This window comes from Pseudomonas sp. R38(2017) (assembly GCF_002112395.1).
GTDB lineage: Bacteria > Pseudomonadota > Gammaproteobacteria > Pseudomonadales > Pseudomonadaceae > Aquipseudomonas.
Genome location: NZ_NEHN01000005.1, coordinates 98,191 through 110,323, shown reverse-complemented (window position 1 = coordinate 110,323; position 12,133 = coordinate 98,191). Strand labels below are relative to the sequence as shown.

15 protein-coding genes and 1 riboswitch are annotated in these 12,133 nt (G+C 59.5%); of the genes, 3 read left to right on the top strand and 12 right to left on the bottom strand.

Features of this window, described 5'->3' with window-relative positions; translation table 11 throughout:
- The first annotated feature begins 21 nt into the window (after positions 1 to 21).
- The gene (locus tag CAF87_RS13445; RefSeq protein WP_085731830.1) at positions 22 to 483 is read left to right on the top strand and encodes a hypothetical protein; all 462 of its coding nucleotides are present in this window, start codon (positions 22 to 24) and stop codon (positions 481 to 483) included.
- Positions 484 to 600: 117 nt separating this feature from the next.
- On the opposite strand, the gene CAF87_RS13440 is transcribed toward CAF87_RS13445, so the two are convergent.
- From CAF87_RS13440 to CAF87_RS13390, 11 genes are all read right to left on the bottom strand, one after another.
- On the bottom strand, positions 601 to 1,221 hold the full coding sequence (locus CAF87_RS13440; protein ID WP_085731829.1) for a LysE family translocator: 621 nt from the start codon (positions 1,219 to 1,221) through the stop codon (positions 601 to 603).
- A 43-nt stretch (positions 1,222 to 1,264) separates the two neighbouring features.
- Positions 1,265 to 1,732: a metallophosphoesterase family protein gene (locus CAF87_RS13435; RefSeq protein WP_085731828.1), complete on the bottom strand. Its 468-nt coding sequence runs from the start codon at positions 1,730 to 1,732 to the stop codon at positions 1,265 to 1,267.
- A gap of 13 nt (positions 1,733 to 1,745) precedes the next feature.
- Positions 1,746 to 2,015 carry a barstar family protein gene (locus tag CAF87_RS13430; RefSeq protein ID WP_256576013.1) on the bottom strand — a complete coding sequence of 90 codons (270 nt, stop codon included), beginning with the start codon at positions 2,013 to 2,015 and terminating at the stop codon, positions 1,746 to 1,748.
- Between the two features lie 36 nt (positions 2,016 to 2,051).
- Positions 2,052 to 2,975: a helix-turn-helix domain-containing GNAT family N-acetyltransferase gene (locus tag CAF87_RS13425; protein WP_085731826.1), complete on the bottom strand. Its 924-nt coding sequence runs from the start codon at positions 2,973 to 2,975 to the stop codon at positions 2,052 to 2,054.
- 56 nt (positions 2,976 to 3,031) lie between these two features.
- Positions 3,032 to 3,736 (bottom strand): phytanoyl-CoA dioxygenase family protein, encoded by a 705-nt coding sequence (locus tag CAF87_RS13420; RefSeq protein WP_085731825.1) that lies wholly within the window; start codon positions 3,734 to 3,736, stop codon positions 3,032 to 3,034.
- Positions 3,711 to 4,034, bottom strand: coding sequence for a gamma-glutamylcyclotransferase (locus tag CAF87_RS13415; protein ID WP_085731824.1), 324 nt, complete (start codon positions 4,032 to 4,034; stop codon positions 3,711 to 3,713). The genes CAF87_RS13420 and CAF87_RS13415 overlap by 26 nt, the downstream gene beginning before the upstream one ends.
- Before the next feature lie 65 nt (positions 4,035 to 4,099).
- On the bottom strand, positions 4,100 to 5,137 hold the full coding sequence (locus CAF87_RS13410; RefSeq protein ID WP_085731823.1) for an alpha/beta fold hydrolase: 1,038 nt from the start codon (positions 5,135 to 5,137) through the stop codon (positions 4,100 to 4,102).
- 119 nt (positions 5,138 to 5,256) lie between these two features.
- Positions 5,257 to 6,168 (bottom strand): ABC transporter substrate-binding protein, encoded by a 912-nt coding sequence (locus CAF87_RS13405; RefSeq protein ID WP_085731822.1) that lies wholly within the window; start codon positions 6,166 to 6,168, stop codon positions 5,257 to 5,259.
- Positions 6,165 to 6,524, bottom strand: a complete 360-nt coding sequence (locus CAF87_RS13400; RefSeq protein ID WP_085731821.1) for a ferredoxin — start codon at positions 6,522 to 6,524, stop codon at positions 6,165 to 6,167. The genes CAF87_RS13405 and CAF87_RS13400 overlap by 4 nt, the downstream gene beginning before the upstream one ends.
- Positions 6,524 to 8,461 (bottom strand): TonB-dependent siderophore receptor, encoded by a 1,938-nt coding sequence (locus CAF87_RS13395; RefSeq protein WP_085732254.1) that lies wholly within the window; start codon positions 8,459 to 8,461, stop codon positions 6,524 to 6,526. The genes CAF87_RS13400 and CAF87_RS13395 overlap by 1 nt, the downstream gene beginning before the upstream one ends.
- A 91-nt stretch (positions 8,462 to 8,552) precedes the next feature.
- A riboswitch (cobalamin riboswitch) is annotated at positions 8,553 to 8,759 on the bottom strand.
- Positions 8,760 to 8,793: 34 nt separating this feature from the next.
- The gene (locus tag CAF87_RS13390) at positions 8,794 to 9,702 is read right to left on the bottom strand and encodes a LysR family transcriptional regulator (RefSeq protein ID WP_085731820.1); all 909 of its coding nucleotides are present in this window, start codon (positions 9,700 to 9,702) and stop codon (positions 8,794 to 8,796) included.
- A gap of 169 nt (positions 9,703 to 9,871) precedes the next feature.
- Between CAF87_RS13390 and CAF87_RS13385 the strand changes: the two genes are divergently transcribed.
- Together CAF87_RS13385 and CAF87_RS13380 are read left to right on the top strand one after the other, a co-directional pair.
- Positions 9,872 to 10,309, top strand: coding sequence for a DoxX family protein (locus CAF87_RS13385; RefSeq protein WP_085731819.1), 438 nt, complete (start codon positions 9,872 to 9,874; stop codon positions 10,307 to 10,309).
- 84 nt (positions 10,310 to 10,393) lie between these two features.
- On the top strand, positions 10,394 to 11,293 hold the full coding sequence (locus tag CAF87_RS13380) for a pirin family protein (RefSeq protein WP_085731818.1): 900 nt from the start codon (positions 10,394 to 10,396) through the stop codon (positions 11,291 to 11,293).
- Positions 11,294 to 11,374: 81 nt separating this feature from the next.
- Here the strand turns inward: CAF87_RS13380 and CAF87_RS13375 are convergent, their stop codons facing one another.
- Positions 11,375 to 12,070, bottom strand: a complete 696-nt coding sequence (locus CAF87_RS13375) for an NYN domain-containing protein (protein ID WP_085731817.1) — start codon at positions 12,068 to 12,070, stop codon at positions 11,375 to 11,377.
- Between the last annotated feature and the right edge of the window lie 63 nt (positions 12,071 to 12,133).

The window sequence follows — 12,133 nt, the reverse complement described above, 5'->3', positions numbered from 1 at the left end:
TCAATCAATGCAGATTTACCCATGATCAAGATTGCGATACCGACGCTCATCCTGCTGCTGTGCCTGCAGGGGTGTGCAGAAATGCCTGCGTATTCGAACGTTAAGTCTGGTGAGCCGAGTGACGAATCCCGTTACACCGTCATCGAAACCGATACCTATGCAGGAAGGCCCCAGCGCTCCTGGGGGGACGGCGAGCCAAACCTGAACATCATTAGAATCAACGACAAGAAAGTGGGGAACATTCCGTTTTCCACTTACTACTACAAGAATGATTCCCCCCAGCGTGCAGTGCTGATCCCGGGTAAGTACACGATTCAACTGGAATACAATCTGCCGTTGCACTTCTTGTTTGCCGATCTGGAGTTTGAAGGCAAGCCCGGTCAAAAGATCATCGCTCGTACGCGATATGTCGGCCTCAACCGATTGGAAGTATGGTTGGAAGACGCAGCTACCGGTAAAGTCGTTGGTAAGCGTGTGCACTGACAAGGTTAAAGCAATGGCTGTGAAGTAACGTGCTTTCAGCGATTGAACGAAGAGGGGGATTTTGAATACTTATTCAAAATCCCCCTCTTGTTTTTTGACTCCGTAATTTCGGGCGACTCAGCGCTTGCTGAAGGCCAGTCGCGCCGCAAACAACACGAAAATCATCCCGGTGGTGCGATCCATCCAGCGAATCACCTTCTCGCGGCGCAGAAATCCCGACAGCGGTTGCGTCGCGCCGATCAACACCAGCGACCAGATCAGCCCGAGCACCACATGAATGCTCACCAGCCCGAATGTCCACGGCACCAGTGGCTGCCCTTGCGGAATGAACTGGGGCAGGAACGACACGTAGAAAATCCCCACCTTGGGATTGAGCACATTGCCCAGCATGCCCTTCAAGAACCAGTTGCCCCCCGGCTTGCCATTGGCTTCGGCGGGCGCCAGCGAGCGGCGAGGGCGCAGCAGCATGTTCAACCCGAGCCATGCCAGATACGCCGCGCCGCAATACTTCAACAGGTTGTAGGCCAGCTCCGACACCGCAATCAACGCCCCGAGCCCGAACGCCACCGCCGCGCCCCACAACAGACAACCGGCGTTGATACCCAACGCCGCGCGCAAGGCCTGTTGCTTGCCTTCGACGGTCGCGGTGCGCAGGACCAGCGCGGTGTCGAGGCCGGGTGTCAGGGTCAACAGCGTGGCAGCGAAGGTGAAAGCGAGGAGGTTGTCGGCGATGGACATGGCGCGTGGGTTCCCTGTTCTGGATGGGGGAACGGTAGCGGTTTCAGGCTGGGGGATCCAGCAGGGAGATGAGGCGGGGTTCGATGGCGTCAGGTTGTATCTCAAGGATCGCCAGCGTGACCGGCAGTTTGAAACGACGGGGGCCGGCGCTGCCCGGGTTGACGTAGAGACGCTCACCACGCCATTCAATAAGCGGTTTGTGGGAGTGGCCGGTGATGATGAGTTTTACGCCGGGGTCTAGGTCAGTGGGGACGTCGACGATGTCGTGGACGAGGAGGGTTGACCAGCCGTTGAGGTTTACGCTCAAGAGGTCGGGAAGGTCTTGGGCCCACAGGCTGTTCAGATCGTTGTTGCCGCGCACTGCATGGACGGGGGCGATTTCCGTCAGTTGCGCGAGGATGTCCGCGCAACCTATGTCGCCGGCATGGATGATCTGATCGCAGCCTTGCAGCGCGGCGAGGGCTTCGGGGCGAAGGAGGTTGTGGGTGTCGGAGATGAGGCCGATTTTCATACGGAGGTTCCGTTCAGCTGAATTCCAAATCGGGGGCAAGTTCTGGAAACTCGATTTTCAAATTCGCGAGGCATTCCTGCAGTAGCTTCGCATCCCTTGGTAGTCGGGTGGAAAAAGACTCCCACCCTGAAAATCTCAGGTAAGCGGGCATTTGAACGAGGCCCGTGATCGCGTCCCAGAAAGCATCCCAGTTACAGCCATACCAGACGGGGAAACCGAGGGCATCTCTGAGGATTGAATGAAGCTCTTCAGCGCTCGATACTTCCGCCAGATCAATATTCATCTGCAGCATTTTTCCTTTGCTTGGGGCTAAAAGACCTCACAACCCAATCGCCCACGTCTGACTCACCAGCTCCTTCCCGAAGCTGAATATCGGCTCTTCCTCCACCAACTCAAACCCCGCCCGCTGATACAACTTGCGCGCGTCCACCAGATTGCTGGTCGTCCACAGAATCATCTTTTTGTACCCGACATCCCGGGCAAACCTCAGACATTCCTCGACCAGCCGATTGCCGATCCCCAACCCCCGTGCGCTGGCATCCACAAACAGCATGCGCAGTTTTGCCGTGGTTGCGTCGTGCCGGATGACAAATACTGACCCGACAACCTTGCCGTCCTTTTCCGCAATCCAGCAGCGCTCGCTGGCAGGGTCGAACTCGCGCAGGTACTTGGCGACGATCTCGGCGACCAGCGCTTCGAACTCCCAGTTCCAGCCGTATTCGCGGGTGTAGATCACCGTTTGCTGCTGCACCACCAGCCCCATGTCGCCCGGCTGAGGATCGCGCAACAGGTAGGCGGGTTGCTTGCCGCCCTCGAGCAGGGTCTGGATCTGCTTCATGGACTCGATCAATTGCAGTTGCTGCGGCTCGGCCATGCGTTCGAGCAGGGTGATGACTTCCTGCCGCGAGGCCTGTTCCAGCGGGGCGAGGATTTCGCGGCCGAGGTCGGTGATGTGCAGCTGGCTGGCGCGGGCGTCGGTGGCTGAGGGGACTTTCTGGATCAGGCCTTTTTTGTCGAAGCCGCTGATGATCCGGCTCATGTAACCGGCGTCCAGGCTCAGCATCTGGCGCAGATCGGCGCTGGTCAGATCGCCGCCGGAGGCCAGTTCGTAGAGGATGCGCAGCTCGGTCAACGAGTAGTCGCTTTGCAGCAGGTGCTCCTGCAGAACGCCGATCTGATGGGTGTAGAAGCGGTTGAATTGCCGGACGATGTCGGCGCGTTCGATCAGTGGGTTCGCGGACATGACATGTGCTCTAATGGTTGCCTTGAGCAACTATATAGTTGCCCAAGGCAATCAAGTCAAATGAATTGCTCAGATTCTTTCAGGGCAAACACTGCCGGATCGAACCTTTCGCTGGTGTCCATTCGAATGTTTCTGAGACCCACCGTTTCCAGGTGTGATGCATAGAGCGTTTCCGAAAAATAAGTGATCAGCAGGGTGCGACGACGGGCGCCTGCGGGGTTCAGGCTGCCGGCGTGAATGAGATCGGCATCGAATATCAGGATATCGCCGGCGTTGCCCGTCAGTTGCACGGATCGGGATTCATCAGAGAAGTCGAACGGGGGCTCGCCGAGTGCAGGGCGATGGCTGCCGGGGACGATGCGGGTTGCGCCGTTCTCCGGGCCATAATCGTCGAGGTAGACCAGCGCGATGACGGTGTCGCCGGGGCGTTGTGCCGACAGGTCCCGGTGCAGTTGCTGGTGGCCGCCATTGGCGAGCGGTTCGCGGCCTTCAACCTGGGAGATGAAGAAGTGCTCGCCGATCAACTCGCCCACCACTGCCAGCAATTGTGGCAACCGGCAAACAGCCTGGACGGTCGGATCAGTGTCCAGCAGCGAATGGCGCCAGTCGATACCACGGGGCACGGGCCATTCGCTTGAGGGCTTTACGCCGGTGTCGAACGTATGCCGAAGTTCGGTCAGCCATGCAGCCGGGATTGCCTGGTGGAGCAGGGCGTAGCCGTTTTGGTGAAGTTGCCTAGCGCAGGGAGTAGACCCAGGCATCCGTTGTCGTCCCGTCATCCAGAGTCACCTTGGTCAAAACCCGCTGATACTCGGCCCCTTCAAACTCATCGAGCGCCGCCCAGTGCTGCTGGAAGTTTTCGGAGGAGAATACAAAGCCTTCAATGACATCACCATCTTCCGCAATCACCAGACCGGGAAAGCCCATCGCCGCACCCCAGCCGGCGTGCGACAGACGCCCCTTCAACGAAGCGGCCTGCCAGGTGCCGCCGATGTTCAGCATCACATGTTCATTCGGTCTGCCGGGGCCCAGGGTTCCATAAACGAAGAGACGTTCCACGATTGCTCCTGACGATCAAAAAGGAGGGATCCTGATGTATCACGAAACCACAGGCAACACCGTCATCAGTTCGGGAGTGACCGGTTCAGAAACCCGTCGATCAATGCCACAACCTGCTGCTGGATCATCTCACGCGAACGACCGCCGCCATCCCCGCAAATGATGCCGTCACCCGGCGAGTCTTCTTCAAGCAACGCCACTGCGCCGGCCTTGCACGATGCCATGAAGCTGAAATGGCTGGCGTCGCTGATCTCGACATACTGCGACGATGCCGAAGGCAGCCGCTTGGCGAGATTGGCCGACTCCAGTTGGGCTGGCAGGTCCTCGGACGGCACGCCAGCGCCAATCACCAGCGTCGGAACCGGCAGTTCAGCGAGGCTTGTATCGGTCATCCCGCGTGACAGGCCCAGGTCCAGTGAAACGATCGCGCCGACGCGTTTGTCGCTCAAGTCCGCGCTCATCCGGCCTTTTGATTCTGGCGTATTGGCGACGTTGATCGTCTTGTAGACCGAGCAACTGGCCAGCTTTTGATGGGCTGCGCAGTCCTTCGCAAAGCGCTCGGGGTCGAAACGTGAGCCGGCGAGTTCGAGGGCAGTCCAGCCGCCAAGCGAATGGCCGGCTACCGCAATTCGACGCATCGAAACGGCACCCAGTTGCTCGGGCCGAGCGGTCACTGCATCAATGACTCGGCTGATGTCGGCAGGTCGTTGCCACAACTGGGCAGCCGCATGAGGACTGCGGTCATGGGTCGTGGTGCCGGGATGGTTGACCGCCGCCACGATGTAACCCTGACGGGCCAAGGCTGTGGCCAGCCACGCCTGGTTGCTCCAGTTCCCTCGGTAACCGTGTGAAAGCACCAGTAATGGATGCTCTCCGGCAGTCGGTGGTGCATCGCGCACGGCGGACGTCCCGATAAACACAATATCGTCTGCAATCAACTGCGGGGTGGCGGTGGTCCTGGCGGGATACCAGACGACCATCTCCAGCGGACGGTCGTTGTGCGCGTCCGTCAGTGTGGAAGTCCGGAAACCGATGGGGTTTTCGTCAGCGTTTGCGCTGGTCGAAAGGCAGATCAGAAGCAGGATGCGGAAAGCGTTTTTCATTGTTTTTATCTTCCTTGATCAAAGTGAGCAAACGGGACGTTTGCCCAGCCGTTCTACCAGTCTTACGGGATAACCGTCTCGTCATTTATTGCCGTTCCGGATAAATCTCGTGTTGATGTTCAAGGCAAGGCCCTGAGCCGCTCTGCCAACTCCAGCGCCACCCGACCGCTGCTCACGGTCGGCAACAGATGCGTAAACGGAATATCGATCATCCGCCCCTCACGCACGGCCCGCAGGGTCGACAGCACTGGATCCTGCATCAGCAACTGACGTTTGCGACTGGCCGGTGACCATTGGGCATCGGCCAGCAGGATCACGTCGGGGTCCGTGGCAAGCAGGGTTTCGCGGCTGACGGTCACCCGGTATTGGTTGATGTCGGCGAACAGGTTCCGCGCCCCGGCGGCGGCCAACAGATTGGTAACAAAACCACGCCGGCCTTCGCTGTCGAGTCCGTTGACCTCGCTGTCTAGGTAGAACACTGACAGCGGCCTGCCCCGGCGGGTTAAAGCCTTGGCCTTTTCCAGATCGGCATCCATTGCATCGCTCAGTTCCCGAGCGCGCTGCTGCTTGTGCAGCAAGGCACCGAGAGTCGAGAGGTCGTTGCGGATGAGTTCGAAGTAATCCAGCGAGTGTCCGTTGCAGGCCGACTCCAGCAAATACGAAGCCACGCCGTTGCGCTCCAGTCCGCTGCGTGACGTGACGCCGTTGCCAAACGCCGTGGCGAAGCCGCCGACCACGAGATCCGGTTTCTGCGCGTACAGCACTTCGCTCGATGGATAGCGGGGCGAAATCACCGGCACGCCGAAGTACTCGGATTGCGGCGTACCGGTGTCATCCAGATAAGCGACGCCGGCCAGTGCCGGGCCCGCACCCAACGCCAACACAAGATCGGCCGCATGCTGGTTGAGCGCAACAATCCGCGACGGTGGCGACACCGGCAGGTGCCAGGTCTCGCCACAATTGCGATAGTCATCTGCCAGAACCGGCGAAGTGCAGAGCAGGGCACTCGCCAGAAAACCCAGTCTTCTCACGAGCGCTCCTTGATCAACAGATCCTCGACCACTTCACCGCCCACCAGATGCACTTCGACCAGCCGTTGCGCATCCGCGTGGCTGCGCACGCCATACCAGCAGGTCTCCGGATACACCGTCATGACCGGCCCCAGGTTGCACGGGAATTGACAGTGCGTGCGGGTCAGCAAAACGCCGCCGGGGGTCTCGATGCGGTCATGAGCCAGCAAGTGCCGACGCAGGGTTTTCCATATCTGCAAGGCGCCGCGCTGGGTGCAGCGCGGGCCGGTGCAGAGGAGTACGTGGCGGGCATGGGCGGGAACATGCGACCAGTCCGGGTGCGTGTCGACGCCGTCGATGGTTTTGATTTCAGCCATCAGAAACGGTACGTGTAGCGCACTTCGGAGGTGAACGGCCGTCCGAGGTTGTCGACGTTGCTCGAACGGCTGGTGACGTAGTCGCGGTCGAACAGGTTTTCTACCAGCAGGCTCAGGCGATGCTGATGGGCGCAATCGAGATAGCGATAAGCGTCAGCGTCCACCACTGAATAATGGCCGTACTCGACCTGTTTCGAGCTGATCACATCGCGGATATAGCGGATCGCACCGCCGGCGCCCCACATCCGGTCAGCCGACTCGTAACCGATGCGCGAGCGGGCGAAAAAGCTCGGTACGTCGTTGATTGTCACTCCCGCCCGGGACTCGGTGAGGTTGCGGGTCATGTCTGCCTGTAGGCTCCATTGATCGTTGAGCGCCAGTTTTGCGTCCACCTCGAAACCACGCATCTGGATCCGCCCCTGGCCATTGACCCACTGAATGTCGTCGAGAGTAATCAGGTCATCGATCTTGCGCTTGAACAGGGTGACGCTGGCGCTGATCTCACGGTCGAGCAGCAAGCCTTTGTAGTCGAGGCCGAGTTCGGCGTTGCGACTTTTCTCTGGTTTCAGGTTGCGGTTGCCCAACTCGTCGCCCGGTTCGTTGACGAACAGTTGCTCGGCGTTCGGCAGTTTGTAGGCGGTGCCGTACTGGCCGCGCAGTGCCCAGTGTTCATTGAGGTCATACAACGAAGTGAGCATGCCGACCGTTGCGCTGTCGCCGCCGCTCATGGCTTCGTGACGAATACCGATGCTCGGATGCCAGTCGGGCAGGGCGTCGATCTGCGGGCGCAGTTGAGTATAGAGCGCGTGGGCTTCAGCCTTGTCATTGTCGATGATCAGCACATCGTCCTGGCCCTTGAACCATTGGTTGTCCGTGCCGAACACCAGCACATGGCCGCCGGGCAATTCGGCCTTGCCTTCGGCCTGCACACCCCAGTCGGTGAAGCCCCAATAGTCGTTGTGGTTGATGGTTTTTACACCGCCATCGGACGTGTTGTTGATGCGCGTGTAGCGGGTGTCCCAGTCGTTGATGTGGCCTTTGACGAAGTAGCTCAGGCGTTCGTTGACGTTCTGTTCAAAGGTCGCCGTGGCGATCTGCTGGATACGGTCGTTGGTGGTCTTGTGATTGTCCACCGGGCGGGCGAAGTCGAGGTTGGCGTCAGCGTACTGGTAGAACAGTTCCAGGCGCGCGTCATCGCCAAAGGACTGAATCGCCTTGCCGCCGAAGCTGGTGACTTCGTAGGCGCGCTTCTTTTCGCTGTCGTTCTTGATGTCGCGATTGCGAAACGGCTGATAGCCGTCCGAGACGTTATGGCTGACGTAGGCCAGCAAGCCCAGGTCGCCGAAACCGTTGGTGAAGATGTTCTCGACCCGCGCATCCTCGGTGGTGCCGCCGAATGTATCCACGCCCATGTTCACTTCGCCGGAGGCTTTGCGACTTTGCGGGCTACGAGTGACGATGTTGATCACGCCGGACACGGCCTGGGTGCCGAACAACAGACTTTGCCCACCCTTGAGCACTTCGATGCGTTCGATGGCGTTGGCCGGCAGGGTGTCCAGATACAGGCCGCCGTACAGGCGATTGTTCAGGCGCACGCCGTCGAGCAGGATCAGCGTGTCATCGTTGCGCCCACCCAGCAGCGAATAGGTGCCGTAGTCGAACGGGCCGTTTTTCGGCGCGACGTACAGGCCGGGAATGAACATCTGCATGACGCGGGTGACATCGGCGCTGGGGCCGGCGCGTTCGATCTGCTCACGGGTGACGACCTCGACCTTGCTGCCGAACTGCGCCATGTCCGCCACCGTGGTGGACTCCACCGACGGCGCGGAAACGATTTGCTGGATGAGTTCGAGCGGTGCATCATCCGCCAGCAGCAGGGGGCTGAACAGGCAGCCGAACAACAGGGATGGAGCCGGAGTGTTGAAAGGTCGAATCATTGTCTTCTCGAAAGGATCTTCGCAGAAGAGCATGCAGGAGAAGGCATCGCGCACACGCCGACACCGGCCCATGCCCGCCCACCGCAGGAGTTTGCCAAACAGAATTTCAGGCCGGTCTCCGGGCTCGCGCGTATGGACGCTTTCACCTTCCCATGGCCGTCTGGCCACAGTGGTGTATCGAAAGCATCACGCGCCTACCGTTGCGGGGGCAGCACCGGACTTGTTCGAAAAGAACGTACCGGTTTCCCGTTTCACCCCATGCACGGCGGCATGGGACACCTGAAACAGGGCGGCATCTGAACATCCGGATGGGCGCTCGTCAACTTGCCGGATCAAGCCTCGCGCGTATTCTGCTGAACGAAACGCTCGATCAACCACCGCGCCGCCGGCCCCGGTGGCACATCGGTGCGGTAGATCGCGTCGAAGGTGTATTGCCCGCTGGTGTATTCCGGCAGATCCAGTTGCACCAGTCGGCCGGTATCCAGATCTTCCTGGATCATCGGCCGGGGCATGTTGCCCCAGCCGATGCCCTCGCGCAGCAGCATGTGCTTGGCACCCAGGTCCGCCAGGCGCCAGGTGCGGTTGCTCAGCACAGCGAATTCCTTGTCTTTGGTCAGTTGCGAGCGATCCGACAGCACCAGTTGCGTGTGCTCGCGCCCGGCACCCGGAACATTGCCTTCAGCGGTCGCCAACGGGTGATTCGGCGCCGCCACCGGAATCAGCTCGACGCTGCCGATGCCGATTTTTTCGATGCCGTTGATGCCGTCATTCATCGGCCCGCTGACACCGACCACCGCGCCGTGATTGATCACCAACTCAGTCACGGCGCCGAGCGCTTCAATGTGCAGATGCAGGGCAACAGTGGGGAATTCCTCGCGAAAGGATTTCAGCGCATCCACCACGCGCTCGGCGGGCAACATTACGTCGAGTACGACATGCACTTCGGCTTCCAGCCCCTGCAGCAGGCCTTTGACCTTGGCGCGCAAGCCATGCACGCCGTTGGCGATGGTCCGGGCTTCGGCCAGCACAGTGCGGCCGGCGTCGGTGAGTTGCGGTTTGCGGGTGGTTTCACGATCGAAGAGGGTGACGCCCAGTTGCATTTCGAGATTGGCAATCGAGTAGCTGATGACCGAGGTCGCCCGGTGGAGCTTGCGCGCCGCGGCGGCAAAACTGCCGACTTCGACGACGGTAAGAAAGACCCGCAGTTGATCGAGTGTCGGTGTGCCTGGGTCGGAGATCATGTCGGTGTCCTTGAGTCGCCATGGAGGCCTATATTGGGTGAACAGCTTGCCTATTTTATCGAACGTAACGATCTAAATTAGTCGGCTATTCAGATGAGTTGCCGAGGCGCAACATTTCTTCATCCGGACGGTTCAAGTCGAACCGGACCCCATTGAAGGAAATTCTCCCATGGCTACTTCTGCAAACATCGCTCAAGCAACTGCTGTACAGAACGCTTCCGACACCAAACAAGCCTCGGCTGCCTTGATCGGCCGTGTCTTGCTCAGCGTGATTTTCATTCTCTCCGGTTTCTCCAAACTCGCCGCGCCGGCCATGATGATCGGCTACATCGGCTCGGTCGGGCTGCCGCTTCCGCAAGTGGCGCTGGCTTTGGCGATCATTGTCGAAATCGGTGGAGGCCTGGCGCTGATCGCCGGCTACCGCACCCGTACCGTCGCCGCTGTGCTGGCCGCGTTCAGCGTGGTCACCGCACTGGCCTTCCACAATGCGCTGGCTGACCAGAATCAGTTCATCCACTTCTTCAAGAACATCGCCATGGCCGGCGGCCTGTTGCAAGTCGTGGCCTTCGGTGCAGGTCGCTTCAGCCTCGACGTCCGTCGCCGCTGAAAGCCGGGCGCCGCGAGGGACAGGTTCCCTCGCGGCGCTTTGCCGTTTGTTGGCCGCCCTCTGTAACAGCATCGAGTAATCATCATGACCGTTCAGCAACACCTCTCCGGCTACACCCGCGAACCTGTCACTCACCGCACTCTGCGCTACCGCACCAGCGGCAGCGGGCACGGCTCGATCGTGCGACTGATGAGCCCTTCGGATCTGGGCCAGTTGATCAAACCCTTCGTGTTCCTCGACCTGTTCGAAGGCGAGGCCTCGTTCATTCACAACATGCCGATGCACCCGCATTCTGGGATCGCGACCGTGACGGTGGTTACCGAAGGCAACCTGCGTTTCGAGGCCGCCGGATCGTGCAAGGGCATGATCGATTACGGTGGTGTCGAGTGGATGCGCGCGGGCGGCGGAGTGTGGCACGGCAAGGAAATGTCGGTGGGCACGTCGCAGCGGATTCAGGGCTTTCAATTGTGGGTGGCTTTGCCGCCGGAGCTGGAGAACGCCAGTGTCGACAGCCAGTATCTGGAGTCTGCCGCGATGCCCGAGGTGGGGCCGGCGCGGGTGATTCTCGGCGCTCATCAAGGCGTGCAAAGCCCGGTTCGGGCGCCTGCCGGCATCAACTATCTGTTGGTCACGCTGAGTGCCGGCGAAACCTGGACTTACACTCCACCAAAAGGGCATGAGTCATTGTGGCTGAGCGTCAGCCGTGGGTTGCTGGCTACACCGGATCTGGTCAGCGCCGGCGAAATGGCCGTTTTCGAACCGGGCAACGGTGCCGTTACCCTGAAGGCCCTGCGCGATGGCACGGTGTTCGTGATCGGCTCGGCACAGCCTCATCCCTACGATCTGGCATTGGGCAACTACTCCGTGCACACCAACCCGCAGGCCTTGCAAGAGGGCGAAGCGAAGATCGCGGAAATCGGTGGGCGGTTGCGCGAGTATCTCAAGCAGGCGGATGGGGTTGAGGCAGTGCCGGTGTTCAAGTAAGCCCCGGGGCTGGCCAGCCTTCGACATGATACCGAAGACGTGTTGATTTTCAGCTGGCCGCCTCCAATGCGGCGCATCTGTTTACGATGGCTTGGGGCAGGTGGAACGCAACCCATCGATGTGTTCCATCAATCCATCAGGGATGCTCTGCCACATCGGATCAAGTATGAAGTCAACGCCTTCGCGGCGAGCCATCTTCGCCGCAGGTACAAAGTCAGCGTCACCCGCAATGAGGACAATCTGATCGACCTGTTGCTTAAATGAAAGCGATGCGACATCGACGCCGATTCTCATATCTACGCCTTTTTGCCGCGTGTCTATGCTGACATCGGCCTCAGTCAAGTCTGATATCTGAATTTTGCCCTTGAGCAGATCGGCGATTCTTGCGGGTTTGATTGTCCATTTCACATCTTTCGACAGATGCCCCAGACGCAATGCCAACTTGCGTTTGCTTCGCAACCGAATGTGCAGCTCTCTACGAAAAACTGCCTCTCTGGATTTAGAGAAGTCCACGAGTTTTTTTGTTATCGGGTTGTGTTGCTTGGTGTCCAGGGGAGGGCAGTCGTAGAAGAAAATCCTGTAAAGCTCCTTTCTGGGACGTTGCTGTGGCCCTGAAGGTAAGCCACTTTGGCCAGAAAAGGTTCTGGACATCAGGTGAGCCGTTGCCCATCGGTGCACGAGATCGGCAGCGCGTTCGGCATTGAATGCGTTGTGAGGCTCAATCCTTCGAAATCGCTTGATAAAGTAGGCACCGTCAACCAGAACCGCTGTGGGCATACATTCTTCCTGAAAACAAAAACGCCCAAGGGTTTGGCACGTCCTGGATGGTTAGGACGGCTT